Annotated in this window: 28 protein-coding genes and 2 pseudogenes; 5 read left to right on the top strand and 25 right to left on the bottom strand. The window is 69.6% G+C overall.

Annotation, left to right across the window (positions count from 1 at the left end; all coding sequences use genetic code 11):
- Positions 1 to 157: 157 nt before the first annotated feature.
- Positions 158 to 400: pseudogene (locus LRD69_RS14215) on the top strand (hypothetical protein); the annotation flags it as partial.
- A 223-nt stretch (positions 401 to 623) separates the two neighbouring features.
- Here LRD69_RS14215 and LRD69_RS14210 read toward each other — a convergent pair.
- Positions 624 to 1,619: an ATP-binding protein gene (locus LRD69_RS14210; RefSeq protein WP_277326944.1), complete on the bottom strand. Its 996-nt coding sequence runs from the start codon at positions 1,617 to 1,619 to the stop codon at positions 624 to 626.
- A gap of 102 nt (positions 1,620 to 1,721) precedes the next feature.
- Between LRD69_RS14210 and LRD69_RS14205 the strand changes: the two genes are divergently transcribed.
- A complete protein-coding gene (locus LRD69_RS14205; protein WP_277326943.1) occupies positions 1,722 to 2,546 on the top strand; it encodes an oxidoreductase in 825 nt (274 codons plus the stop codon).
- A gap of 580 nt (positions 2,547 to 3,126) precedes the next feature.
- Here LRD69_RS14205 and LRD69_RS14200 read toward each other — a convergent pair.
- A complete protein-coding gene (locus LRD69_RS14200) occupies positions 3,127 to 3,966 on the bottom strand; it encodes an HAD-IB family hydrolase (RefSeq protein ID WP_277326942.1) in 840 nt (279 codons plus the stop codon).
- 501 nt (positions 3,967 to 4,467) lie between these two features.
- Here LRD69_RS14200 and ssd point away from each other — a divergent pair.
- Complete coding sequence (gene ssd / locus LRD69_RS14195) at positions 4,468 to 5,583, top strand: septum site-determining protein Ssd (RefSeq protein ID WP_277326941.1); 1,116 nt, start codon at positions 4,468 to 4,470, stop codon at positions 5,581 to 5,583.
- Positions 5,580 to 6,158: pseudogene (locus LRD69_RS14190) on the top strand (ATPase, T2SS/T4P/T4SS family); the annotation flags it as partial. The gene ssd and the pseudogene LRD69_RS14190, both read left to right, overlap by 4 nt.
- Positions 6,159 to 6,420: 262 nt before the next feature.
- On the opposite strand, the gene LRD69_RS14185 reads toward LRD69_RS14190, so the two are convergent.
- Both LRD69_RS14185 and LRD69_RS14180 read right to left on the bottom strand, forming a co-directional pair.
- Positions 6,421 to 6,579: a hypothetical protein gene (locus tag LRD69_RS14185; RefSeq protein ID WP_277326940.1), complete on the bottom strand. Its 159-nt coding sequence runs from the start codon at positions 6,577 to 6,579 to the stop codon at positions 6,421 to 6,423.
- A complete protein-coding gene (locus tag LRD69_RS14180; protein WP_277326939.1) occupies positions 6,576 to 6,863 on the bottom strand; it encodes a hypothetical protein in 288 nt (95 codons plus the stop codon). Before LRD69_RS14180 ends, LRD69_RS14185 begins: the two co-directional genes overlap by 4 nt.
- A gap of 128 nt (positions 6,864 to 6,991) precedes the next feature.
- Between LRD69_RS14180 and LRD69_RS14175 the strand changes: the two genes are divergently transcribed.
- Positions 6,992 to 7,267 carry a winged helix-turn-helix domain-containing protein gene (locus LRD69_RS14175; RefSeq protein WP_346771907.1) on the top strand — a complete coding sequence of 92 codons (276 nt, stop codon included), beginning with the start codon at positions 6,992 to 6,994 and terminating at the stop codon, positions 7,265 to 7,267.
- A 117-nt stretch (positions 7,268 to 7,384) separates the two neighbouring features.
- On the opposite strand, the gene LRD69_RS14170 is transcribed toward LRD69_RS14175, so the two are convergent.
- The 21 genes from LRD69_RS14170 to LRD69_RS14070 all read right to left on the bottom strand — a co-directional run bounded on the left by LRD69_RS14170 (position 7,385) and on the right by LRD69_RS14070 (position 25,211).
- Entirely contained in the window at positions 7,385 to 8,050 is a 666-nt protein-coding gene (locus LRD69_RS14170; protein ID WP_277326938.1) for a collagen-like protein, read from the bottom strand.
- Positions 8,047 to 8,313 carry a hypothetical protein gene (locus LRD69_RS14165; protein ID WP_277326937.1) on the bottom strand — a complete coding sequence of 89 codons (267 nt, stop codon included), beginning with the start codon at positions 8,311 to 8,313 and terminating at the stop codon, positions 8,047 to 8,049. Before LRD69_RS14165 ends, LRD69_RS14170 begins: the two co-directional genes overlap by 4 nt.
- 30 nt (positions 8,314 to 8,343) lie before the next feature.
- A complete protein-coding gene (locus LRD69_RS14160) occupies positions 8,344 to 8,601 on the bottom strand; it encodes a hypothetical protein (protein WP_277326936.1) in 258 nt (85 codons plus the stop codon).
- A gap of 2 nt (positions 8,602 to 8,603) precedes the next feature.
- Positions 8,604 to 9,389 carry a CHAP domain-containing protein gene (locus LRD69_RS14155; RefSeq protein WP_277326935.1) on the bottom strand — a complete coding sequence of 262 codons (786 nt, stop codon included), beginning with the start codon at positions 9,387 to 9,389 and terminating at the stop codon, positions 8,604 to 8,606.
- Positions 9,390 to 9,452: 63 nt separating this feature from the next.
- A complete protein-coding gene (locus LRD69_RS14150; RefSeq protein WP_277326934.1) occupies positions 9,453 to 10,823 on the bottom strand; it encodes a glycerophosphodiester phosphodiesterase in 1,371 nt (456 codons plus the stop codon).
- Between the two features lie 215 nt (positions 10,824 to 11,038).
- Positions 11,039 to 11,809: a hypothetical protein gene (locus LRD69_RS14145; RefSeq protein WP_277326933.1), complete on the bottom strand. Its 771-nt coding sequence runs from the start codon at positions 11,807 to 11,809 to the stop codon at positions 11,039 to 11,041.
- A gap of 1 nt (position 11,810) precedes the next feature.
- Positions 11,811 to 12,944 (bottom strand): hypothetical protein, encoded by a 1,134-nt coding sequence (locus LRD69_RS14140; protein WP_277326932.1) that lies wholly within the window; start codon positions 12,942 to 12,944, stop codon positions 11,811 to 11,813.
- Positions 12,941 to 13,975, bottom strand: coding sequence for a hypothetical protein (locus LRD69_RS14135; protein WP_277326931.1), 1,035 nt, complete (start codon positions 13,973 to 13,975; stop codon positions 12,941 to 12,943). Before LRD69_RS14135 ends, LRD69_RS14140 begins: the two co-directional genes overlap by 4 nt.
- Before the next feature lie 13 nt (positions 13,976 to 13,988).
- On the bottom strand, positions 13,989 to 14,861 hold the full coding sequence (locus LRD69_RS14130) for a phage tail domain-containing protein (protein ID WP_277326930.1): 873 nt from the start codon (positions 14,859 to 14,861) through the stop codon (positions 13,989 to 13,991).
- Between the two features lie 16 nt (positions 14,862 to 14,877).
- A complete protein-coding gene (locus tag LRD69_RS14125; RefSeq protein ID WP_277326929.1) occupies positions 14,878 to 18,921 on the bottom strand; it encodes a phage tail tape measure protein in 4,044 nt (1,347 codons plus the stop codon).
- Between the two features lie 317 nt (positions 18,922 to 19,238).
- The gene (locus tag LRD69_RS14120; RefSeq protein ID WP_277326928.1) at positions 19,239 to 19,760 is read right to left on the bottom strand and encodes a hypothetical protein; all 522 of its coding nucleotides are present in this window, start codon (positions 19,758 to 19,760) and stop codon (positions 19,239 to 19,241) included.
- Between the two features lies 1 nt (position 19,761).
- A complete protein-coding gene (locus LRD69_RS14115) occupies positions 19,762 to 20,241 on the bottom strand; it encodes a hypothetical protein (protein WP_277326927.1) in 480 nt (159 codons plus the stop codon).
- Between the two features lie 64 nt (positions 20,242 to 20,305).
- Positions 20,306 to 20,635 carry a hypothetical protein gene (locus tag LRD69_RS14110; protein WP_277326926.1) on the bottom strand — a complete coding sequence of 110 codons (330 nt, stop codon included), beginning with the start codon at positions 20,633 to 20,635 and terminating at the stop codon, positions 20,306 to 20,308.
- A gap of 13 nt (positions 20,636 to 20,648) precedes the next feature.
- A complete protein-coding gene (locus tag LRD69_RS14105; RefSeq protein ID WP_277326925.1) occupies positions 20,649 to 21,059 on the bottom strand; it encodes a hypothetical protein in 411 nt (136 codons plus the stop codon).
- Between the two features lie 4 nt (positions 21,060 to 21,063).
- Positions 21,064 to 21,465, bottom strand: a complete 402-nt coding sequence (locus tag LRD69_RS14100) for a hypothetical protein (RefSeq protein ID WP_277326924.1) — start codon at positions 21,463 to 21,465, stop codon at positions 21,064 to 21,066.
- The gene (locus LRD69_RS14095) at positions 21,462 to 21,869 is read right to left on the bottom strand and encodes a DUF6093 family protein (protein WP_277326923.1); all 408 of its coding nucleotides are present in this window, start codon (positions 21,867 to 21,869) and stop codon (positions 21,462 to 21,464) included. Before LRD69_RS14095 ends, LRD69_RS14100 begins: the two co-directional genes overlap by 4 nt.
- Positions 21,866 to 22,228 (bottom strand): hypothetical protein, encoded by a 363-nt coding sequence (locus LRD69_RS14090; protein WP_277326922.1) that lies wholly within the window; start codon positions 22,226 to 22,228, stop codon positions 21,866 to 21,868. The genes LRD69_RS14095 and LRD69_RS14090 overlap by 4 nt, the downstream gene beginning before the upstream one ends.
- A gap of 2 nt (positions 22,229 to 22,230) precedes the next feature.
- Positions 22,231 to 22,428, bottom strand: coding sequence for a hypothetical protein (locus LRD69_RS14085; protein WP_277326921.1), 198 nt, complete (start codon positions 22,426 to 22,428; stop codon positions 22,231 to 22,233).
- A gap of 12 nt (positions 22,429 to 22,440) precedes the next feature.
- On the bottom strand, positions 22,441 to 23,397 hold the full coding sequence (locus LRD69_RS14080) for a DUF5309 family protein (RefSeq protein WP_277326920.1): 957 nt from the start codon (positions 23,395 to 23,397) through the stop codon (positions 22,441 to 22,443).
- Between the two features lie 53 nt (positions 23,398 to 23,450).
- Entirely contained in the window at positions 23,451 to 24,098 is a 648-nt protein-coding gene (locus tag LRD69_RS14075) for a hypothetical protein (RefSeq protein ID WP_277326919.1), read from the bottom strand.
- Positions 24,099 to 24,146: 48 nt separating this feature from the next.
- On the bottom strand, positions 24,147 to 25,211 hold the full coding sequence (locus LRD69_RS14070; protein WP_277326918.1) for a hypothetical protein: 1,065 nt from the start codon (positions 25,209 to 25,211) through the stop codon (positions 24,147 to 24,149).
- Between the last annotated feature and the right edge of the window lie 3 nt (positions 25,212 to 25,214).

The following is a 25,214-nucleotide window of genomic DNA, read 5'->3' as shown; positions in this document are numbered from 1 at the left end:
GCGTCACGGCGTCACGGCCGTGGCGCTGATCTGGGAGCGGCCGGCTGCTCGGGTTCCGGCTCGCCTTCTGCTTCGGACGGTTCCGGTTCGGCTGTCGGCGCGGGCCGCAGTTCAGCTGCTGCTTCGGGTGGTGTGGGGGCGAGCGTCGGGAGAGGGGCTGCCGAGTCGAGGCGGAACGCTCCCGGAGTGCCGTCGAGAACGCCTTACGGCTCCGGGCGATGGCTTTACCGCCTTCACCGGGAGCCGGCCCGAGCAGCCGCGACCGAAGCACCTGGCACCCGGTCAGAAGCCGTCGCAGTTCATGGTGTTCTCGTGAGACGGCGCGGGCGAGGGCGGCCGGAAACCGTTCTCGCGCTTCCGCGAGGTCGGCAGGAAGTACCACGCGCACATGACGTACTGGGTGGCCTGCCTCCAACGGTCCTCCAGGACGGACCACGCGCCCGGCGCGGCCGACGGGATGCCTGCGGAGCGCTGAGCCTTTGCCGCCGGGCCGGTCGCCGGGTTGAGGGCGACCGGCTGTCGGGGATCGGCGCGGGGCGGGGCGGCCGGGCGGCAGAGGTGAGCGGTCAGGTGTCGCGACCCGCTCGGGCGGCAGGGCTAAGCGGTGAGGTGTTGCGACCCGCTCAGGCGGGCTGGGCGGCGCCGGAATGGGTGATCCGCTCGTCGAGCACGAAGGCGGGGTCGACCTGGGCAGCCAGATCGGTGCCCGTCTTTTCGTTGCCCCAGCTCGCGGCGTTCTTCAGATGGAAGTGGACCATCTGTCGCGTGTAACGCTCCCAGTCGCGCTCTTCGTACGAATCCTCCGCCGCGTTCTGCAGGGCCTGCAGAGCCATCCGGTTGTCCGCCTCCAGCAGCTCGAAGCGAGCCGGCCGGCCCTTCTCCATCGCCCGTACCCAGTCGGAGTGCCCGACGCTCACCAGCAGGTCGTCGCCGACCTCGGCCCGCAGGAAGTCCAGATCGTCCTGGCCCTGCACCTTGTTTCCGACGACCTTCAGGGCGACCCCGAAGTCCCGCGCGTACTCCTTGTACTGGCGGTAGACCGAGACGCCCTTGCGGGTCGGCTCAGCGACCAGGAACGTCATGTCGAAGCGGGTGAACATCCCGGACGCGAAGGAGTCCGAGCCCGCTGTCATGTCGACGACCACATACTCGTCGGGGCCGTCGACGAGATGGTTGAGGCAGAGCTCGACCGCGCCGACCTTGGAGTGGTAGCACGCCACCCCCAGATCCGATTCGGTGAACGGCCCGGTGGCCATCAACCGGATGTCCCCGTCGTCCAGGGCGACCGTGCGGGCACAGGCGTCGTAGACCGGGTTGTCCTCACGGACGCGCAACAGCCGCGAGCCCTCGCCGGGCGGAGTCGTCTTGATCATCGTTTCGGTGGAGGCGATGCGGGGGTTGCTGCCGCGCAGATACTCCTTGATCAGGGGGAGGTGCGCACCCATGGCGGGCAGCACCGCCGCCTCCTCCTCGTCGAGGCCGAGCGCGGCCCCCAGGTGCTGGTTGATGTCGGCGTCCACCGCGACGACGTGGGCTTCATTGGCGGCAAGGTGGCGGATGAAGAGCGAGGACAGCGTGGTCTTGCCGCTGCCGCCCTTCCCCACGAAAGCGATCTTCATGTTCACCTAGGGTAGCCGCCCAACTGCGTTCCGCTGTCGAACTTCGTGAAGAAGGCCACTCCGGGGCGGTATGGGTGTAGGGGGCGCGTAGCCTCGCTACTTATGAGTACGCCTGCCCCAGATCCGCTTGCCACCCTGGGCGCCCTGCCGGGGGTCGCCGATGCGGTGGACTCCGTACGCAAGGCCGTCGACCGGGTCTACGGTCACCGCGTCATGCGGCGCCGCAGCAACGAGGTCACCGCGGAGGCGGCGCTGCGCGGCGCCCGCGGCTCCGCCGCACTCTCCGGCGCCGACTGGAACCTGGAGGAGGTGCGCCGACGTACCGACTTCAGTGGTGACAGCGAGTCGCAGGTGATCGGAGCGGCCCTCCGGCTCACCGCCGAGGCGGGCCAACTGCTCTCCATCTGGCGGCAGTCACCGCTGCGGGTTCTCGCCCGGCTGCATCTCGTGGCGGCCGGCGGAGCCGCGCCCGAGGATGCGGTCGGCCGTCCGCGACTGGCGGGCGAACCGGTGGACGAGCCGCTGATCGAAGCGCCGCTGCCGGACGCGGACGAGGTCGCCGGGAGGCTGGAAGGCCTCTCCGGGCTGATCCTTGCGGGGAGCACGGCGCCCGCGCTGGTGACGGCGGCGGTCGTGCACGGCGAACTGCTTGCGCTGCGTCCCTTCGGCTCGCGCAACGGGCTGGTCGCGCGGACCGCCGAGCGGATCGTACTGATCGGGAGCGGGCTCGACCCGAAGTCGATCTGCCCCGCCGAGGTCGGCCATGCCGAGCAGGGCCGGGCGGCGTACCTCGCGGCGTTCGAGGGTTATGTGTCGGGGACGCCGCGCGGCATGGCTGCCTGGATTGCGCACTGCGGGCGATCGGTGGAGTTGGGGGTCAGGGAGTCGACGGCGGTCTGCGAGGCGCTCCAGCGCGGGGCGGCGTAGCCGACCTCGGACGCGTGGAGCGTCAACTCTCGGGCTCGGATGCCGATTTCACGCCCCATGAAAGGGTTGCGGCGGTACCGTCCTCGGTACCGCCGCTGGCACGTCCACCCAGTTACCATGCGTCCTCGATAAGTGCCCATCAGGTCGGGAACTCAGCCCGTTCCTGGTGCGGCTGGCCCGTAATCGACGGGTCGACGTCGCGTGGGTGCTCGGTTTTCATGCTTCGGTCCGTGGGGCCTTCTCTGCGTTACAGGTAATCCTTTCGGATGTCCTTGGTCTCGCGGGCCGTTGAGTCCTTTGTACTCCTGAGCCGGGGCAAGCGGTAGTGCTGGCCATATTCTTTACTTTTAGGTTCAAGTAGGGCAGGCCGGACAGGTTGAACGACGCTGACCGGGCCGCTGATCGGGCCGCTGTCCGGAGGTGGGCTCCGGACAGCGGCCATGCCGGGCGGCGCTCAGCGGGCGGGACCCCAAGGGCGAGTTCCGGAGGCGGAGTCCGGTAGGTGCCGAGCCGCGGGCCCGGCGTGGCAAGGCTCGCAGGGTGCTGGTGTGGGTACGGGTGTGGCTGCAGGCGTGGGGTGTCAGGCGGGTGTTGCGGTCGCGCGTCGGCGTGAGGTGTACCAGACCAGTCCCGCGGTGAGGGCTGCCGCACCCACCGCTGCCGCGGCGACGAGCATCGGCCGGGGAGGGATGGAGAACGTGGGCAGCCGCTGCTTGAGCCGGACCGGTCGGTCGAAGACGAGAATCGGCCAATCCCGGAGCGTCGCTTCACGTCGCAGCGCACGGTCCGGGTTCACTGCGTGCGGGTGGCCGACGGACTCGAGCATCGGCACGTCGGTCGCGGAATCGCTGTAGGCGTAACAGCGTGAGAGGTCGTATCCCTCCGTCAGGGCGAGCGTCCTGACGGCTTCGGCCTTCGTCGGCCCGTATGCGTAGTACTCCACCTCGCCGGTGAAACATCCGTCGTCACCGACGACCATGCGTGTGGCGACGACCCGGTCGGCGCCCAGCAGCTCACCGATCGGCTCGACGACCTCGGCGCCCGAGGTGGAAACGATGACCACATCGCGTCCGGCGGTGTGGTGCTCCTCGATGAGGGTGGCGGCCTCGTCGTAGATGATCGGGTCGATCAGGTCGTGCAGGGTCTCGGCGACGATCTCCTTCACCTGCCGGACGTTCCAGCCCTTGCAGAGCGCGGAGAGATATTCGCGCATCCGCTCCATCTGGTCGTGATCGGCGCCCCCGGCGAGGAACACGAACTGTGCGTACGCGGTGCGCAGTACGGCACGGCGGTTGATCAGTCCGCCTTGGTAGAAGGACTTGCTGAAGGTCAGAGTCGAAGACTTCGCAATGACCGTCTTGTCCAGGTCAAAGAAGGCTGCTGTGCGCGGCAAGGAGTGGTTTTCCACAAGGCAGAGCATAGGGGCCCACCATTCGGCGTAAACTCTGGCGCGTGGGTTTGCCTGAGAAGGCTCTCGGGTACACCATGGAAGTCACGGATCGTTCGCGACCGTGCTAACCCGGTCCGACTCCTCCCCCCCCCGAGTCGGCCGTGGGGACGACCCCCGCTCTCCCCCCCGGCGGGGGTCGTCGCATGTCCGGACGCCTTTTTGGGCTCGGAACCAAGCATTCTGCCTCCTTCTCGGCCGTGACGGCCCATTTTTCGGCGCTCTCGAACTGTCGTGACTCGTCACAGTGTGTAACGGAATGGCTGCTCTCCGGAAGTCGCTGGTTTGAGTGACGGAGATATTCACAACGGTGGAGTTGTCCACAGTTTTTGAGCAAGATCCACAAGATTTTCCGAGGCGTTGCACGGTGATTCCACCCGCGAAGTCCGCGGGTTCCGGATATCGCCGATCTCGGAACGCTCCGAGATCGCTGCGAATCCGCGGTGAAGGTGCAGTGAGAAGGGGGCGGAGACCGTGGCCGAATCCATCGCACGGGACCGTCTGCCGGTCGCCGAAGGGCGACGCGGCGGACCGCTGATCGTGACCGAGGATGTGGAACTGCTCGACGATCTGCTGCGGCTGTGCGCGGCCGCCGGAGCGGAGCCGGAGGTCCACCACGCGCTGCCCGAGGGCAGAGGGGGCTGGGAGCAGGCCCCGATGGTCCTGGTGGGCGACGACGCGGCTGCGCGATGCCGGGGCGCCGCGCGCAGACCGGGCGTGATGCTCGTCGGACACGACCAGGACGCCCCGGACGTCTGGCGGCAGGCCGTGGAGATCGGGGCGGAATATGTGCTGCGGCTGCCCGATGCGGAGAGCTGGCTCGTCGATCAGATCGCCAATGCCGCGGAAGGCGTGGGCCGGCCCGCGCTCACCGTCGGCGTGATCGGCGGGAGGGGTGGCGCGGGAGCGTCGACGCTGGCCTGTGCGCTGGCCGTGACCGCGGCCAGAAGTGGGCGGCGGACCATGCTGGTCGACGGCGATCCGCTGGGCGGTGGCATCGATGTGCTGCTCGGCGGCGAGCGGGCCGAGGGCATGAGGTGGCCGGATTTCGCCCACTCCAAAGGGCGGGTGGGCGGGGGCGCCCTGGAGGAGTCACTGCCCGCGCTGCACGGGCTGCGGGTCCTCAGCTGGGGCCGCGACGACTGGGTGGTCGTTCCGCCACCGGCCATGGAGGCGGTGCTGGCGGCCGCGCGCAGGCTGGGTGGGGTGGTGGTCGTCGATCTGCCGCGCCGGGTGGACGAGTCGGTGGCCGAGGTGCTTGCTCAGCTGGACCTCGGACTGCTGGTGGTCCCCGGCGAACTGCGGGCGGTCGCTGCGGCGAAACGGGTGGCGTCGATGACCTCGATGGTCCTCGGCGACCTGCGGGTGGTGGCGCGCGGACCCTACGCGGCAGGGCTGGACGACCACTGGGTGGCCCATGCGCTGGGGCTGCCGCTCGCCGGTGAACTTCCGCTGGAGCCGGGGCTGCTGGCCGCCCAGGACGGCGGCCGGCCGCCCGGCGGCAGCGCCCGCGGCCCGCTGGCTCGATTCTGTACGGCGTTCTGGGAGCGGGCGCTCGCCGGAGGCGTTGCCGGGGACGGTGCGTCATGACCGACGCGCTGCTCGACGCCGTGCGGCAGCGGCTGGCGCAGAGCGGCGCCGCACCGACCCCGGCCGGGGTGGCAGCCGCGCTGCGCGCCCAGGGCAGGCTGCTCGGCGATGCCGAAGTGCTCGGCGCCGCAGAGGAGTTGCGTGGCGAACTGGTCGGCACCGGGGTACTGGAACCACTGCTCGCCGATCCCGCGGTGACGGATGTGCTGGTGTCCGCACCGGATCGGGTCTGGGTGGACCGGGGCGGCGGGCTCGAACTCACCGGGGTGACTTTTCGGGATGCTCCGGCTGTGCGCAGGCTGGCGCAGAGGCTCGCGGCGGTGGCAGGCCGGCGGCTGGACGACGCCCGTCCCTGGGTGGACGCACGGCTGCCGGACGGGACCCGGATGCATGCGGTGCTGCCGCCGGTGTCCGTCGGCTCCACATGTCTGTCGCTGCGGGTGGTGCGTCCCAGGGCCTTCTCGCTGGCGGAGCTGGTTGCGGCGGGGACCGTGCCGCCGGGTGGGGACCGGGTGCTGCGGGCGCTGGTGGAGGCCCGGGTCTCGTATCTGATCAGCGGCGGCACGGGTGCCGGGAACCCGGAACTCTGGTTAAGACACCTCTACCAGAAACGGGCCGAGGGCATGACGTGCGTAACGCACGTCATGCCCCCTGACCTGCGGTTTTGCAGCCGTTCCGAGTGGCGCGCGAGCGGCCCTCGTCCACGCCTTCGATTCCAAGGTTGGGGGCGAAACGGGCACGGCAGAGCCCCGACCGCGGGTGCAGTCGGGGCTCCGGTCGACGAGCAATAAGCCCGCCCGCACCCTGGCCGCCGCCGGCCTCGGGTACGGGCGGGAGTCAGCTGCGCCAGGTGGTTCCGGGGCGGTCCCATGACGCGCGGGTGTACGGGTCGAAGTGGTCCCCGTCGTGCCCGGGGTCCCGAGTGCAGCGCGCCGCAGTTTCCGGGTCCATGTCCCAGCAGACGTGCGTGATGATGTCGGTGCTCTCGGTCTTCATGCCCGCCCCCGGTGCAGCGGGTCGGCGGCCTGCTGCTCGGCCCGCTTCGTGCACGCCTTGGAGTCGGCGCAGGCGCGAGGGAACCACGAGTACGCGGCCCCGTTGGTCGGCCTGGTGCGCTGCTCGCCGAGGTCGATGTCGTCGCCCACCGTGAGGGGGTACCGGCACCAGACGCACCGCCACCCGCGGCGCTGCTGCTCGGTGAGCTCGTTGACTGGCGGTAGATCCCCCCGCACGGCCATGGCCCTGTGCTGGGCTGCCACCTGCCCGGTAGGCTCGTTCATGTCATCAGCTCCCGTTGCTGGTGTCCGCACCCCCGGGCCGTGCCATCGGCCGCGGGGGTTATTCGTGTCGACCACCATATGCCCGCCATGGTGCACCCTGGTAGGTCTAGTACATCTCGCGTGGTCTGGTGCCCTACACCAATGCTGGGCGCATGGTCGAGTGGGAACCGGATATTGCCCGGTGGAAGCAGGTAGCGGACATCATCCGGGAGCGCATCGCTGATGGGACGTACCCGCCGCGGTCCCGGATTCCGTCCGTGGTCGACATGCTCGAGGAGTTCGGCATCAGCACGTCGACCGGGCAGAAGGTGCACAGGGCGCTGCGTGCGGAGGGGCTCACCCATACCGAGCCAGGAATTGGGACGTTCGTTGCTCGGCAGGCCGAACCGCCGGCCAGCACCTGACGCTGGACGCGCGAAAACGCCCCCCGCCCCGGCCGTAGCCGGAGCAGGGGGCGTGATCACTTTGTCGGCAGCGACAAAGTGACAAGCGTTTTCACTTTCGCGGTGCCACGAAAGTGATCAAGGGCGGCGCCGATCAGCTGGCAGGCCGAGGATCGTCGGACCCTTCGCCGGGTCGTCAGGGGTGGACGGGGCATCGCGCCGGCACATCAGCCCATCGGGATCCCCTGGGGGCGGCTGCAGGGTGTACCCGTCGGGGCAGGTCTGCCCATCACGACCGTCGGTCCCGTTGGTCCCGTCGCGGCCGTTCGTGCCGTCCGCCCCGGGTGGGCCTACAGCCCCGGTGTCGCCCTTGGGTCCGGCCGGCCCGGGCACGGTGGAGTCCGCGCCAGCTTGGCCGGCCGCGCCCGACGGGCCCGGGGACGGGGTGATGGTCGGGGCAGCTGCCCCTGTGTCGCCCTTGTCGCCCTTCGGGCCGGGCGGCCCGGGGATCGGTACGGGCACCTCGGCCCGGGCGGGCAAATCGTCGACCGCCTGCTCGGGATCCGGTGCGGCCGGGGTGCCACCCTTCGCCTGGATCTGCGACCGCAGCTTCCGTACATCGGTGGCCAGGGTTGTCACGGCGTCGCCGCGACGGTCCGCCTCGGTGGCCAGCTCGGACGCGCGTGCCTCGGCCTGGCCAATCTGGAGGAACGCGACCGCGAGGCCGCCGCCAAGGAAGAGCATTCCGGCGACGATCCACAGGAGGTAGCGGCGCCGGTAGAGGATTCGCTCGGCTCTCGTCATGGCGTCCCCCCGAGCTGGGTGACCATGAACCGCAGCCTTGCCACTTCCAACTCCAGTGCCGCGGCTCGCTGTTCGGCCGCCGTCTGGTCCTTCTCTGCCTTGTCCCGCTCAGCTGCGAGCTTGGACGTCAGGCTGTCGTATCCGCCGATGACTCCGCCCTCCCGGGTCGCTCTCGTGGCGCCCCGGGAGCCGTACACGGCCGCTGCTGCGGCCAACGGCGAGGCCAGCAGTGCACCCAGCGCGGTGACCATGGCAGCGTCCATTTATTTCTCCCGAGGCGCTCAGCGGGCAGCTCAGACACCCTTGGCGAGCGAGGCGGAGTTCGCGACATCCCGCAGCCGCGCGACGATGCCCTTCACGAGGGAGAACGCCGCGGCGACCCCGCCGGACAGGGCGGTGTACCACATGCCCCCGTCGAGGGGCTGGGTGATGACGAACCCGGCAACGAAGCCACCGAGGAACGAGGCGACCACCCGTTCGAGGAGGTCGCGCCCATACGTCTTGGCGCTCTTGATGACGGTCTGCGTGTCGGGCAGGGGGAAGTCGGTCATGGTTAGTCCTTCAGTCGGGCGGCGAGGGTGTTGGCGATGGCGGCTGCCAGTGCCGGGTGGGTGGCGACGGCTTGCGCGATGGAGGCGACCTGCGCGTCGGTGAGGGGATGCGACTCCAGCTCCTTGACGCGGGCCTCCAGCCGCTTCACTGCGGCCTCGGTGTCGCGCAGGTAGGCGTAGGCGTCACGCGGGTCCGGCTTGCCGCCGAGCTTCCCGTGGTACGCCCAGACGTCGATGGGGCCCATGTCGGTGTCCTCCTCGGACGGGGGGTTGGGAATGGTGGGGCTCTTCCAGCTGGGGTCGGCCGAGACGATCCCGCCCGGGTAGGCGGGGTAGCCGTAGCCGTACACGTAGGCGTCGCGGCGCTGTCGCACCTTGCGGTACACCCCGTCGCCCTCGGCCGACCCGGAGGTGTTCGTGTTGCCCTCGATCGTGGTGATGGTGGTCGCGTCGTAGGCGATAACCACGCCCGTGTGGGACCCGCCGCCGGGGCCGAACATGACCTGGGCGCCGATCGCCGGGTACTCCGACCACCTGTTCTGCTGCTTCCACCAGGTCGTCGCCATTGCGCACGACGCGGTCACCGGGTACGAGCCCCTCGGCATCCCGGCCGTCTGGAACACCCAGGTAGTGAAGGTGCAGCACCACGCCTGATAGTCCGACCACTCCAGGCCCGGCACGGCGCCGGAGTACTTCTGCTTGTTGTTCCAGTGGCCGCCCGACTTGCCTTCGTGGTAGCCGACTTCGGCTGTGGCGACTCGTGCGACGTCGGCTGCGGAACCAGCCATGCGTATCTCCAGATATGCGAAAGGCCCCGGCCGGCGGCTCGGGGCGGTGGGATGGAACGCGGCTTAGGAGACGACGAGGTCCGACCAGCGGGCCTTGACGTCGCGTACTCCCAGGTGGGGGTACATGTCACCCCGGTATGTGGCGTCCGTGACCGTGACGCTGTTCGGCGCGCCAATGGTGGTCCGTGTGGCGGTGATCTGGCCTGGCGTTACCTGTACCCGCAGGTGGTACACCGTCCCGGGAACGAGCGCGGCACTGACCACTCCGCCGAGTTTCGTCGCTGGTGTGGTGCCGCCGTAGGTCTTGAAGATGTCGACGGCCCCGTTGCTGCGCACCAGGATGTTGTAGCCAGCCGCCCGCGCGCCCCCGGTGGTGACGTCGTCGTCGTATTCGACGTCGCCGGTGGTGAGCGCGAGCTGGAGTGACGACCCTGCGGAGTCTGCAGCGTCGAGCACGAAGTCGAAGTCGAGCGTAAACGCGTCGCCCAGCGGTCCGAGGTAGCCCTGCATGACCCCCAGGTAGCCGAGGTTCTCGGCGTGCAGGGTGCCGGAGGTGTCGAGCCCGAACCATGCTGGCGCCTGGAACTGGCCGCGGTCCTCTTTGCCGTCGACGATGCCGAGCATTCCGTGGAAGTACGTCTGCGCGCTGAAGATGTCCCGGGTGCGCATGGGCGCTGTGGTCCTGGCGTACCAGGGGTCGTCGGAGATGACCGCCCACACGGAGGCCAGTGGCAGGGCCGCGTAGTCCACCCGGCGGTTGACGGTGTAGACGATGACCTTCAGCCCGGCTGCCGCTGCTGCCTGAATGGTGGAGGCCTGCGCCACGGCCGGGTTGATGCCGAAGTACTCGGTGCCGGCGGCGAGCAGGCCTTCGTAGGTCTGCCCGGACAGGATGCCGTCTTCGTCGAGGAGGATCGTCGGGATGCCCGCGGCGCGGGCCGCTGCCAGCTCGGTCTCGTTCCACGCCATGACCAGGACGGAGTCCGCGCGCTCCTGCCGCTGGATCTCGGCGACTGCCGCCGCCCCGGATCCGGCGTTGTTGCAGTGGACGACCAGTGGAACGATGCCGCCCATCTCGGCGAGCAGGTCCGCGAACAGCGGGATCCGCAGGTCGTTGGGCCAGGTGTTGCAGAACCAGGTGCCCGCGTCGATGCGGCCGCGCAGCACGGCCGGGGTGGTCAGGCCGCCGGTGGACCCGGTCAGGTTGCTGGTGTGGTCGGCGGTGCTGTCGTGCATGACGACCAGGCCGCCGTCCTGGAGCCGGTAGACGTCGATCTCGATCGCGTCGATGCCCAGCTCCGCGGCCATCCGGTAGGCCTCGACAGTGTTCTCTGGCGCGAGCCAGCGGCCGCCTCGGTGTGCGATCCAGCGGGGGGCTGGAAGGTTGGCGAGGTCCGCCCAGGTGGCTACCGGGTAGGTCGGGTCAAGCGGCACTGAATCCCCTTTCACAGGCTGTACTCGACTGCCTCGGCCGGGTCGGTTCGAGGCGGGTGGGTGGCGCGTGTCAGGTGATGGGCTCTCCGGGCTCTGTCGTCTCAGGGCCGGGCTCCTCGGACGCCGGCGGTGGCGGCTCGGATGTCGCGATGGGCATGAGGCTGCCCTCGGGCAGCGGCAGTTCGGGAGGCAGGGCGGTCATGGTGGTCCTCGGGTCAGGACTGGATGGTGTACGCGCTGAACAGGGAGGCGCGGATGGTGCCGGTGCCGCTGTCGCGCTTGGCTTCGACCGTGATGTCGACCTGCTGCATGTGCTCAAAGTTGGCGAGGGAGTAGGGGCCGAGGGTGTAGTAGCCGACGGCGAACCCGACACTCTGGCTGGGTTGACTCACATCGCTGATCTTGAGACCGATCGATCCGGTGGCCCCGGAGGTGTCCATCGATGCGCGCACCACGACGACGATCCGCGGCTGCTGCTTGTAGATCCGGCCGCCCCAGAGCTCGGTCATCGTGGTGGCGCTGGTGCGAGGCCAGTAATCCCACGCCCCGCCGTATGCGGGAGCGAGGGCCACGGGCAGGTAGGGGCGGGCCAGGCCGGCTCCGCTGTTGGCGTCCTCGGCGAGGACGACGGACCCGGAGTTGTCGTAGAACTTCCAGGCCTGGGCCTCTGATCCGAACGGCGGGTAGGAGAAGCAGCTGAGCATCGGGCTGCCGTCCTCGCGTCGGAGGAAGATGCCCTGCTGCCGGGTGCCGTCGCCGTGGTTGTAGTCGTCGTTGGTGATCGCGCCGATGTCGACCATGTGCTTCTTGGCGGGGGTGTCCATGGCGAACCGGCCCCCGTCGACGACACGGACGCCGCCGGCGCCAACCGAGGCGTTCTCCAGGCGGCGTGCCGCGCGCAGTTCGCGGACCTCGCGTTCCAGGGCTGCGAGGCGGCGGGCCAGGTCGGTCGCCCCGCCGGGGAGTTGGTCGCCTGCAGTGGGCACGTCAGTCCTCCTGTACGAGGGTGGGCTTGATCCGGTCGGCGCCGGGGTCGAGTTCCCATGCCCAGGCTCGGGCGACGATGTCGGCGCCGCGCGGGTGTCGGGGTGAGTGGTCGATGGCGACTCGGACGGTGTCGCCGATTCCCCAGTCCCGCCCAAGTCGCGGGGCCCGGGACGCGACGGCGTCGATCGCCCAGACGGTGGCGCCGGTCTGCATGACGCCCAGGCTCTTGCCGGCGTGGGCGGTGAGCTGGTCAGGGTTGGTGATGCCGGACGCCGGGGTGTAGCGGTAGACGTACCGCGGCCAGCCCGCCGCTTCCAGGGCGGTGGCGATCTGCGCTGCGCTCGTCAGGCGGCCGGCTCCCTCGCCCTCGCCGCGGGCCTGGACGACCGTGGCCCCCTTGCCCTGCTCGTAGGACTCGGCGAGCGTGTACGCGCTGATGGAGCCGGGGAAGTCGAACACGGCCTCCGGCTCCGCGGCCTGGGTGCCGATGGCGGGCCGGACGCGCACAGGTAGGACGAAACCGGTGTGCGCCGCGTCCGCCCACGCGACGTCGACAGTCCATTCCGGCCCGCCATCCATTCCCGTGATCTCTGTGAGGGCGGACAGGACGGTGCGGTCGTCGATGTCCTGCACCGTGTAGTCCATGAGGACTCCGGTCGGCGGTGCGTCCATGACGAACGGCGGGCCCTGGGTGAGCGGGGACACCATGAGGGCGGTGATGACGGTGGCCTGGTCCTGCTGGATGAGCGTCTGGTCTCCGGTGAACCGCCGGTCCAGGTAGGCCTCCGGGGTTGCGGTGCCAAGGGACACGGTCGGTCCCGATCCGCCCTCGCGGGTGAGGACCATGCCCGCCCATACGGGCTGGTCGGTCACCGTGTCCACGCCCACGATCAGGGTTCGGCCTTCGTCGGTGGCCTCTTCCCACCCGTTCGGCGCGCCGCCCAGCCCGAGCTCGAAGGTCGCCGAGGTGTGCTTGCCCAGCTGCTTGGTGAGGGCCCCGGTGGGCTTGAGCGAGGGCAGGTCCTCGATGATCTGACCGGTGCGGAGGTCGCAGCCGTACCAGGCAAGGACGACCGGGCGGGCAGTGTCAGGCTGCTCGAGGCTGGCCGCTTCCAGCCGTTCCAGGCTGGTCATGTCAGGGGGTACCTGCAGCCAGCGACGGTGAACCACAAGGCTTCAACGCTGCTCGGAGGTCCGGCGTCCTGGCTAAACAGGGCGACGGTGCCATCCTGGTTGAAGTCGACCTTGAGGGAGTGGATGACGCTGTTGGTGTTCGACACCCCATTGATCGCGACTCCGTTTCGGGGAACCACGAACGAGGCGCGGTACGCGGGTCGCAGGCCTGCGGCCAGTGCGGTGCTGAGGACGTTCGTGGTCTGCGCCCCGGAGACGCGGGTGGCGCCACCGGCCCACTCGATGAAGTCGACGCCCCGGTCGGTGATCTTGCGGTAGCGAAGCGGCCCGTTCAGGTTGCCGTTGGTGGAGCTGTCGCCCTGGGTGTAGCCCGTCCCCACCGAGACGGTCGTGAATCCGACACTCTCTTTCTTCTGGTACGTCTCCCAGGTGGAGCCGTTGTACCGCAGCAGGTCGTTGCCGTTGTCGTAGAACTGTCCCGTGTACGGCGAGGTGGGTGCGGCGGTCTGCAGGGGCAGAATGCCGCCCGGCGCCACCGTGATCGGTCGCACCGTTGTGGACACCGACGGCGAGCCGCCACCCGAGGCGGGCACGCTGATCGTGGCGAGCGGGATGTAGATCTGGGTGCCCGCAGGAACGGGCGCCACGGGTGTCGATGACGCGGTGCCGGCGAGGTACACGGCATCGGCCTTGTTCAGGCCGGACGCGTCCACCGCGTTGTCCCAGACCCGCAGATAGACAAGGTCGATGCGGGCGAGCGTGGCGTGCGCGGCCGTCAGCGTGGCAGTGGCACCCGAGGCGAGAGCCGCCCGGTACATGCCCTGTCCGGACTGGTAGACCCACGCTGTGCCGGCGCCCACTGTGATGGTGCTGCCCGCGATGGAGACACCCAGACCGTTGCCCCCGGGCACGACCCCGGCGCGCCCGCCCATGGCCGTGCCGTTGTGCATGACGAGCAGCTGGTCGACGCGGCGCAGCTCCTGGGCGTCGAGGGTTACTCCATTGATCCACGTCGGATCTGTTGCGACCACGGTGGGCCTCCTTTCACATCCAGGCGGAGCGCCAGCGGGCGGTCAGCATGGCGTCGGGGTCGTAGGTGTCGGACCGGAACTGGAAGCTGACGGTGCCGCCGGCGGGGATGATGGGCCAGCCCGTCGGGGTGGTCAGGAACCGGCGTCTGGAGACGGCGCCGTTGAGGATGACGCTGTGCGCGTCGGTGTCGATGACCAGCTGCTCGCCGACGTTGAGGGTCTGGGAGTAGCCGATGATCCGGACGCTGCCATCGGGCATCTGGGCGAGGACCTGCGGGGCGATTACCGGTCCGTCGATGACGAGGATGGGCCGCGAGTCGAACGTGCCCGCGTTGTACGCATCGATCTGGCCCGCGACGGTGACGGCGTCGACCAGCACCGGCGGGGTCAGCGGCGGGGTGGCGCCACCGGTGGATGACGGCAGGGGCGTGGACGCTTCCTGCAGGTCGGTCGAGTACCGCCGGGGGTCGGCCGCTGTGACCATCAGCGAGTACGTCGCGACGCTATCCGTGACGTGCTTGATCAGCAGCTTCCCGGACCGGCGCACCATCGCCTGCTTGGGGGTGCTCTCCTGGACGACGAGCAGGGTGTCGGTGAGCGAGACCGCCACGCGCAGGCGATCCATCGCGTCGTCCAGCGAGGCCCGGTCCGGAGCGACGATCGTCCCGGCGGCAGTGATGGGCCGCTCACGCAGGTAGACCGGAGTGAACCAGCTGCCGTGGTCGCCCTCGCGCGCCTGGGTCTCCCCTTCGGAGGCCGGGGAGTCCCACCCGTCCATCTCCTGCAGGTGCCAGGCGACCCCGGCGGAGTCGACACCGCCCAGCGGGATGTCGCCGAGGTCGACCCTCAGGCCGCCGCCCAGAGTGTCGCCTGAGGTGTACGGCATCGGCCGGTCCCTCCTTTCAGCTGATCAGTGACATGTGTCGGGCGACGTCCATTGCTTGCTCGCCGGACGTCTGCTTGGCGCCGTGCAGGTGGAGCTCGATGTGCTTGGTGACCTGCTGGGTGACAGGCGCACCGCTCGGGCCGCTTCCCCATCGCCCAGCCGGCCGGGCGTCGTAGCCGAGCATCCGAGCGGTCGTGGCCAGCAGCGCACGGGATCGGGCGGACCCGTTGATGGGGATGTACGCCTCGGCTCCCGCTTCACCCGCGAGCACGGTGGGTGATCCGAGGATGCCGCCGCGCGCCATCGCAGTGATGCCGGTCTGACCGGCGAACTGCTTCAGGAACGCCGCCTTGTTGGCCTCGGGCAGGCTGTTGATCTGGGCGAGCATCTTGGGGACGAGGGACCGGATCGTGCCCGCGTCCAGTCCTGCGGCAATCAGGTCGGCGTATCCGCGCCCAGTACCGCCCCGCAGAGTGGTCAGCAGGACCAAGGCGTTGGACAGGTCTTCGCCGGATAGGGCTTGGCCTGCTGTGGTGACCGCGGCGTTGGCCTTCGCCACGTCGGCCGAGTTGCCGGTTGCCGCGGCGTGGGCGAGAGCCTGCGCGTTGGCGTCGCCCTGGGCGGCGAGCGCCTGCGCCAGGTCCCCGTAGCCCTTCGCTGCGAGGGTCTGCAGGTCGCTGGCGAACTGGGCGTTGACCTTGTTCGCGGCGTTGAGCTGCTGGGTGAAGTCGGCCAGCGTCGCCTTGGCGGTGTCGCCGGTCGCCTTCAGCTTGGACACGATGTCCTTGAACTGCTTGTCCGACGCTCCCGCGAGGGAGTTGACCAGGGCGTACCCGTCTTCACCCATGGCCTCCAGCAGGGCCTGGATCTCCGCCCCGCCCCTCTTGCCGATCTTCGCCAGGTTGTTGCGCCACTTCGTGGTCGCGGCGAGCGAGGCAGTGAGCTGCTTCTGGTAGGCAGCCAGGTTGAAGGTGGTGGGCGCCTTCGCACCCCTCTTCACGCCCAGCGCCTTGTCGGCGTCGTAGACGTCCTGCCGTTCCTCCTTCACCTTTGCGTCAGCAGTCTTCTTGGACTTGCGCGCGGCGGTGACCTTGTCTTCAGCCACCTCCAGCTGATGCTTGGTGTGCTTGCCCTTGCGGACCTTCGCCAGGTTCTTCTCGGCGTCCCTGAGCGCGTCGGCCTTCTTCTTCGCGTCGGCCAGCGCCTTGGTCAGCGCGTCCCACGCGGCCTTCAGGTCGGCGAGCTCCTTGTCGTACCGGGCCTTTGCATCGCCTGGCCCGCCAAGTACGGCGGTGCCGGTCGGGGTGTACGTGAAGCCCGCGAGGCCGCCGCCGGCGAACCGGCCGGCGTTGAGCCGGTCGAACATGGCCACGCCGTACTTCTGGACGCTCGAGGCCTTGACGACGTACTCGCCGTTGCTGATCAGGGCGGGGATGCTGTCTGACGTTCCGGTCCCCGGGCCGAAGACTGCACCGCCTTGCGGGTAGTACCGCACCGCGCCGCCACCCGCACGCCGCACGATGCCGCCCTGGGCACGGGCCTGGATCATGTCCGGGACCCCGTTGGCGTCGGTGTCCGACGTGGTGGCCTTGAGGTAGACGCCGATGCCGACGGGCTTGCCTGAGATTCCGTTGATGGCGCGCTGGATGGCGCCCACCTGGGCGATCGGCGTCCCGGTCGGGACCGAGACCTTTACCGACCCGTCCTTCATGTGGGTGACCGTGTAGCCGAGGTCCTTCAGCAGCTTTTCGGCGGTCTTGGTCATCGCCGTCATCGTGAACGGCTTGCCCTTGGTGCTCCGGATCTTGTCCTGAACGGTCTGCAGGTCCTTGACCGCGGCCTTGGTGTCTGCGGTGATCTTTGTGCTGGCCTCCGGCGGGAGCTGGGTGTAGGCGGCCGTCAGCTTGTCGATGGCGTCCTTGGAGAATCCGGCGGCGTGCATCGTCGCCTTGAGCGCCTCGACGTCCTTGACGAGAACCTCGTTGCCGGCCTCGACGCTGTCCTTCTGCTCGGCCACCGCCTGGGCGTGCTCCATCGCAGCCTTCGCGGCCTCGAGGAACGCGCCCTTTACAGCCCGGCCCTTCTCCGACGTGACGTCCAGCGAGTGTCCGTTGTCCTTCACCGCACCGGTCAGGTCGGCCAGCGACTTGCGGAAGCTGATCTCCTGCTCGGCCGCCCCGATGTTGATCCCGTTGAGCGCCTTCAGCGTGTCGGTCAGCTTCTCAGCCTCAGACCGCTGGTCCTGAAGCTCGTCAGTCGTCAGGGCCAGGTCGCTCGCGAGGTCTTCCTGCGACTTTCCGGTGAGCTGCTGCTCGATGCCCGTGTTCGCCAGCGCATCGGTGTACCCCGGCAGCAGCGTCTTCAGCTTCTCGACCGAGGTGCCGTTCTTCTCCGCGTTCGCCGCCATGATGTCGAACGCTTCGGCGGCCACGTCGGCATGCCCGGAGGTGACCAGCCCGCCGAGAGCGTCGTCGATCGACTTGACCTGATCGCGGGCGTCCTGCAGGGCGATGTCCGTCTCGGCAATACCCTCGGTCATCTGAAGCGTCAGGCTGTTGACGATGTCCGTCGCGCGGTTCTCCCCGCTCGGGTGGGCGATGCGGCTCACCGCGTCACCGAAGCCGTCGAGGTTGTCACCGAAGGTCTTCGTGAGCTCCCCGGCCGCCTTGCCCTTCTGCGCCAGGTCGACGAGGGACGCCGCCATCTTCGCGGTCGACGGCGGGGCGTCCGCGAACGTGTCCCGCACCTTCTGTGAGGCCATGGAGACGAGCTCGAGGCCGGCCACAACAGCACCGACCTGTCCCAGCACCATCATCGACGTGCGGGCCCGTGCCGCCGTGACACCCATGCTCGCCAGGGCGGCACGGGTGGCGGCGATCCGCGGGAGAAGCAGGAGCATTGCCGACCCGGCGAGCGTCACCGCGCCGCCGATACCGGCGAACAGGGTGACGGCGTGCTGCAGCGGGGCGGGCAGTCTGTTGTAGGCGTCGACGACCGTGGTGATCCACTGGGCCATCGTCCGCAGTGCCCCGTTGGCCGACGAGCCGCCCTCGATGAGCGCCACCTCGATGGCACCCTTGAGGCGCTCCATGTCGCCGACGAGGTTGTCGGTCTGCACGGACGCCATGCGCTGGGCGGCGCCCTGGTCGTCGACGGCCCTCTTGTAGGCGTCGATGCCCTTGGCTCCGAGCTCGTACAGGATGGTCGCCGATCGGACTGCATCCGACCCGAAGATGGTGGCCATGGCGGAGTTGCGGGCCTCGGGCGTGAGCTTGCCGAAAGACTCCTTCATGCGCTGGGCGGTCTCGGACAGACCGACGAACTGGCCACTTGAGTCGTAGGCGCTGAACCCGATCTTCTCCATGGCGGCCTGCGCCTCTTTGGACTGGGGCACCAGCCGCTGAAGCATCGTCTTCAGCGACGTACCGGCATCCGAGCCGATCAGCGCGTGGTCGGCGAACGCGGACAGCGTCGCCACGGTGTCCTCGATGGACAGGCCCGTCTGGTGGGCGAGGAGACCGCCCTGGCGCAGGGCTGTGCCCAGCCCGTGGACGTCCGCAGCGGACTTGTTCGCGCCGGCCGCGAGGAGGTCGGCGATGTGGCCGACGTCCTTGCCGGTCAGGCCGAAGGTGTTCATTGCCTGGGCGGACAGGGTGGCTGCCTCGGCGAGGTCGACCTGCCCGGACGCGGCCAGGGCGAGCGACCCCTTGAGCGCACCGCCGATGATGTTGGCGGTGCTGACGCCCGCACGGGCGAGCTCGGCCTCAGCGTTCGCCGCCTCGGTGGCCGTGAACACCGAGGTCTTGCCCGCGTCCAGGGCGGCCGCACGCAGCTTGGCCATGTCTGCCGTGGACGCTCCGGTGACGGCGCGGACGTTGGACAGGGCCTTGTCGAACTTCGCAGCCGCGGCCGCCGCCACCGCGAACCCGGCGAGCAGCGCCGCGCCAGCTGCCGCACCGCCATTGGCGAGCCGCGACGTGTTGTCCGAGGCGTTCCGCATGTTGCGGGTGTAGTTGGAGATGTCAGCGCGGAGCCGGACGGTGACGGTACGGGTGACCACGGCTCACCTCCTGCTCTTGCGGTGCTCGAGATGGACGTGGAGCCCATCGGCGGAGCCCTTGTTGTCCTGGTGGGCGCGCACGGTCTTGGCCGACATGGCGCAGGCGTGGCACATCACCAGCTGGGCCTTGTACTGGTCCTCGTTCTTGGCGTCGGTGGCCTCCGACCACGGCTGACCGCAGTCGGGGCAGGTGTCCGCCTCGATCTCGGCCAGAGCGAGCGCCCACGCCCGGTCTTCCTCGGTCCACGCCGACTCGCCAGGGGCGACGACACGGCCGAGGAAGACAGAGCGCGGGACACCCCACGCGCGTGCGGTCTCTACTTCTCGCCGCCACCGGCCGCCGCCAGGAGAGCGGAGGCGGCCAACGAGAAAGGGACGAGACCAGCGGCGTTATGAACGTCCCAGGCCGCGTCGAACAGGCGCTGGATCTGCCCCTGGTTGATGACCTTGAACAGTTCCTTGGCCTCGTCCGCGGTCATGACCGGGTCGACGCACGAGGCGGCGATCAGCGCCCGGGGGAAGCTGTCCGAGTCGAACAGCTCTTCCTTGCTCGCCGACGGGTGTGCGGCCAGGAGGCTGGAGTACGCCTCGTCGCCGATGTACCGGAACCGAAACTCGGCCTCCGACTCGCGCGCCTTCTCCCGAAGCTCGGCGATCTGCGCAGCGATGGCCCGGCCGGGGTGTTCCTCGGCCAGGTCTGAGGGCTGCCAGTCTTCCGAGACCTCGAGGAGCTCGGCCTCCAGGCGCTCGATCTCTCCGGCGGTCGCACCGTCCAGCATGACCTTGACGGTGCGCTCGCGAGGTTTGGCCTTGGCCAGCAAGGCCTTGATGTCGGGCACGTCAGGCCACCGTTGCGGCAGTCGCCGGCGGGTCCGTCACCTTCATCGGGCTGACGAACTTCATGACCTCGTTCGCCGCCGGGCTGGAGTTCTGGGGCTCACCGCAGGTGATCGGGTACACCTCCACCTTCTGGGCGACGGCCCAGGCGGTGGTGTAGTCGACTCCGCGGCGCACGACCAGGAACCCGCTGACGCCGTACTTCAGGGTCGAGTACGGGGCGTCGTCGGTCGGGTTGTCGCCACGCTTGAACGTGAGCTCGGTGTCGTACCCGACCCGGCCCGCGGTCTTGGTGTCGAACTTGCTGGCTAGGGACGACGTGTCGACGTCCGCCGTGGACGGGTCGATCTTGAGGCCGTCGGGGGTGATGCGCTTGGTGTAGTCCGCGCCGGCGGTCAGTTCCGCCACGGTCGGCGCGTTGAGGTTGGCGACGGTCGACAGCCAGGCGACGCGAGTCTTGCCATCGCTGATCAGGTCGGACATGGGGCCCTCCAGGGCATGAAGAAAGCCCCGGCCGACGGCACGGGGCGTACAGGGTGGGTGGGGGTCAGATGCGGAGCGAGGCGACCGTGACGGACGCCGATGCGGAGTAGCCGACCGCGCACAGGCCGTCGGTGCTGTTCTGCAGGAGGTCCGGCTGGACCGGCCCGATGAACCGTTCGCCGGCTGCGGGCACGGCCACGGTCAGGTTGGACACGGCCTGGCCGCGCACCGAGGCGGTGGCGGTCAGCGTCACGGTGACGCTGGACGCCGAACCGTTCTTCACGTGGATGAAGTTGCGGTCACCGCACTCGACCTTGTCGCCGCCGGCGGCGGCCGTGGCGTAGGTGGGGTTGAGGCCTGCCAGGGCTACCGCCTGGGTGGCGAGAGTCGCCATGAGCTTTCTCCGATCAGGAGGGGATGGACTGGATCCGGTACTGCACCGGCACGAACCACAGGGGTGGGGTGACGTCGTCGTCGCGCTGGACGGGCGGGCCTCCCTGGTCCTCGGGGCGCCATGCCGCACGCCCAGCGACCGTGAGCGGCCCTGAGAGCACCTCTCGCACCCGGTCGGCCACCCAGAGCGCCCGCTCCACTGAGCCGCCCACACAGGTCACCTGGAACATCGCGGTGAAGTCTGTGCGGTCGTCGGCGAGTGAGGCCCGGGCGGCCTGCCCCGGCTCGGGGTAGATGACCGCGAACTTGTCGGGCGGTACCCATCCGGTGGTGGTGGGTGTGCCGCCGATGTAGACGGTCAGCCCGCCCCCGGTCAGCGCTGCCTCTACGGCATCAACGTGGGGCAGGACGGTGGGTGTCGTCATCGGCTCACCACCACGTCAATCCGCGCTCCAGGATGAGCGCCATCTGTGCCTCGAACTGCGGCACCTCGTTGACCAGGGCCCTTCCGCCGTCGTTGTGCGGCGGATTTTTCACCGACCCGTACTCCAGCAGGTTGCCGAGGGCGCCCTGAGTGCCGGACTTCTCGGGGCCGATGATGGCCAGGACCTGATCCGGGCCGAACGTGTGCACGTCGTACCCGATGGTCCGCGGGTAGGCCGGTGCGTGCTTCGGTGCGGACTGGCGGGCGTTCTGCCGCCATTCCTTCTTGATGTTCAGGGCACCGCGGGCGACGACCGCCCGGGTGTCGCGCCGGGCTCGGGGGATGCCCCGGGCAAGGTGGATCCGCAGGCGCCGGACATCGCGCATGTCGAACGGGTTCCCAATCACGATCGGTCCTCCGCTGAAATCCGCCACGCCGTGGCCTGGGACGAGAACTGTCCGCCGGTCGCCCACAGGACCACCCCCACCATCCGGGGGTCGTCCGACTCCAGCACCTCTATCCGAGCGCCCGGCAGAAGCCGGGTACCGGGCAGGACGGTGGACCAGGGCACCGACACCTCGACCTCGCGGAGAACGACCTCTCGTTCCCCGGCCTGGGTGTCCTCGCCGGCGGACTGGGCGACGGGCTTGACCCGGGCCCGGCCGACGTAAAGGACGGTCCGGGCCCCGGGGGTGGTGGTGCCGGACGCCCTGTCGAAGACGTCCTCGGCCTGGTTGTAGATGCGGATGAGGTCCCGCATCCGACGTTCGGCGGCCACCCGCCCCTGGGTCAGGGCCGCGTCTTCGCTCACGGGGTCACGACCGGGGCGCCGGGAACGATGCTGAACGCCGAGGTACGGACGGGACGGAGTTCGTCGATCTCCGCTTCGGTCAGGTAGATCTCGCCCGAAGACCGGGACGAGTCGACCGTGAACGAATAGTCGTCGATGGACTCCTGCCGCAGCCCGTTCGGGTTCCGCAGGACCCGCAGGACCATCGCGCAGCAGACCTTCTTGGAGACGGCCGTCGGCGTGGTGGCGTACTGCGGGAACCGGTCGAGGATGACCGACGTCGCGTCGTCGAGGAGAACGGGCGCCTGGCGGTCCTCTACGTCCGTGAGGTCACGGCCGAGCCGGTCCGCCAGTTCCGCGGGGGTCGCCAGGGTCACCACGGCTACTCCTTCTTGGCGTCGCCCTCGGTCTTGGCCGGGGCCTTGACCTCAGAGATGCCCTCCGACTCGGGGAGGCCGCGCAGCCGCTTCACGACCGCGGCATCCGTGGTCTCAAGCTGGCCGCCCTCGAACCGGGCCCAGATCCCCTTGTCGTCCTGCAGGGTCAGGGCCGGGTACTTCGCGCTCCTGAACTTCGCCATGACGGCGTCTCCTTAGCTGAGGTCCTTGATGACGCCGTGGTAGACCTCGGGGCCGTACTCCAGCCCGACCTCGCCGTACAGCTGCCACTTCTCGGAGGCGCCGACCTTGGCGAGCTGCTCCGCGAACAGCAGGCCCTTGCCGGGGATCTCCAGCCACACCGGGGCGCAGACGGAGAGGTCGACGACGCCGATCTGCCCGGCCGGCATCCACCGGTCGAGCATCACGCCGAACGTCCCGAAGTCGGTGACGAGCGTGTCGACGGCGACGCCACCGATATTGCGGGTCATCGTCGGCTGGTTCAGCGAACCGGTGCCGTACAGGTTCGACAGGGCGACCTTCTGCGCCGGGCCCACCATGAACACGGTGGACTCCTGCGGCAGCTTGGCGCCCGCGGCGAACATCGCCGACAGCTGGGCGTCGACGATCGTCTTCGAGATGGCGCGCGGGGTGCCGCCGTTGGCGTTGACGTTCGTGGTGATGGCCGCGAGCAGGCCGCGGGTCTTGCGGGCGGTCGAGTTGTTCGCCGGCTTGGCGTAGACGCCGGTCAGGAACGACAGCTCGATGTCCACAGCCATGGCCTCGAGCTCGGCCGTGATCTGCGCGGTCAGCTCGTCGTTGACCGGGTTGTCGTCGGCACCGATGTTGATGCCGCCGTACATGCCGGTCGCCGCCTGGCGGGTGTAGGACACCTCGATGGCGGACTGGTGGATCTCCACCACGTTGGAGACGTTCGAGCGGGAGCGGGCCACACCGGTCGGCGCGGCCGCACCCTCGACCACCGAGTTGTTCGTGGTCGACGCGCGGCGGTCGACGGTCTGCCACTCGAACTCAACGGACTTGGTCCGCTTGCCGCCGGACAGGCCGCCGATCGCCGACAGGAACGGCGTCTCGGTCGGAGTGACGGTGTACAGCTCACCGTGGTAGTTCGGCAGGTTGTAGGTCGTGCCCTGCCCGGAAACTGCGCCCATGATGGGGTCCTCGCTTCTGATCTATGGGCGGGCGAGGCCGACGGCCTGCCCGGTTACTTGGTCGATTGGCTGATCTCGCGGAGCTGCTGCGTCTTGAGCGCCAGCGCGAGCTTGGTGTTACCGCCGGACTCCGCCTCGGTGATTCGCTGCCCGAGGGTCGCCGTACTGCCCGGCCGGGCTCCCTGTGAGGGGTCCGGCGCCGGCACCCGCGGCCCGGGCGCGGTAGCGGCCCAGTGCGGCTTGCGTTCCAGCAGGCTGTCCAGAGCGGCCGTGATGGCGTCCCGGTCGATGCCGCCGTCCTCGGTGAGGAACTCGGCGCCCTGAAGGGCGTCAACGGCGTCCTGCGGGTCGTGGAAGCGCCCGGCGGCCAATGCCTCCACCTTGGAGGCGGTCGCCAGCCTGGTGGCTGCTGCGGCCCGCTCCTCGGCCTTCGTAGCCCGGTCGACGAGCTTCTCGGCCTCGGTCTTGTCGCGGTCCGTGAACTCCTGCAGCTTCGCGGCCTGTTCCTTGCTCAGGCGCTCGGCTTCCTTCGCACGGTTCTTCCACTCGGCCAGCGCCTTCTCCCCGGCAGGGCCGAGGGGTGCGTCGTCGGCGGGTTCACCGTTCAAAGGCTCGGCCGCAGGCGGCTCGGCCGCGGTAGCTGCCGGGTCCTGCGGGTTGCCCGCGGACGGATCGGCGTTCGGTTCGCTGGGGGTACTCATGACGTGCTCCCGTTGCAGGAGGGTGGGACCGTCGGCGTTGCGCCGGGGTCAGGTCAGATAGCCGAAGCGCCTGAGCATCGCGATGGCTTCATCGCGGCTGCCTGCGCGCCGGAAAATCTCCTCGGGCATGAGCCGAGGCGTGCGGATCTGGAACATGCGGCCGATGTCCGCCGGGACTTCCCCCGCGTCGATCGCTCGCCGCCGCTCCACGTTGTAGAAGTGGGAGCCGCGCCGGGTGCCCACGCGGGTCGCCGAGACGCGGCCGTCACCGATCCCGGCCTGGTACATGCCGCGGCGGGCGTTGATGACCTGCCCCATGTCGGCGCCCTCGCGGATCGCACTGGCGCCGGCGGCGGTGAACACGCGGTCCTGCTCGGCCCTGGACAGGGTGTTGAAGTACGCCCGGGGATCGAGGAAACCGCGGCCGCCCTCGCCGGGTCGTGTCGTCGGTGAGAACCGGTCAGAGCCGATGGACCCGCGGCCGGCCCGGTTGCGGGCGATCAGGGTGGTCGGTAGGTGGATGCAGTCGCACCGGGGATGCCGTTGAAAGCCGGAGTTCCACCCGTACTCCTTGCCGGCCAGGATCACGCAGCGGGCGCATGCGGGAGGCTGCACGACCCGCACATAGCCCTGGATCGCGCGACGGCCCGCCATGCCGGACGCCACCGCGCCTCGGCCCGCATCGGCCACCTGCGTCGCCGTGAGCCGCAGAGCACTCGACAGCGCGCCGCGGGCCGCGTCCTCCATCGACTGCCCGGCCAGCATCCGCACCTTCCAGCCGATGACCGGCTGGTAGAGCAGGGAGAGCAGGGAGCGTCCGTCAGAGGCCACGCCAGCGAAAGCGGTGGGCACGACCCGGCCGGCGGCCGCAGTCTCGGCGCCCTCGGCGGCCTGGATGGCGTCCAGGTACGCGTCGGCGAACGCCGCGGCCGCGATCTGCTCGGCGATGACGGCCTGTTCCAGCGACGGGGCGAGTTGCTCCCACGATCCGGTGATGTCGCCGCGGTCGATGCGGCGCCACAGGGTCTGTACGCGGTTCGTGGCCCGGCGTACCGCGCTCTGCTGGCGGCGGTACTGGTCCAGTGCGATCGCTCGCACGTCCTGGGCGACCACGGG

Origin of the sequence: Streptomyces sp. JH14, assembly GCF_029428675.1 — a bacterium.
GTDB lineage: Bacteria > Actinomycetota > Actinomycetes > Streptomycetales > Streptomycetaceae > Streptomyces.
Note: the sequence above shows the minus strand (reverse complement) of the source record. Positions and strands in the feature narration are given on the sequence as shown.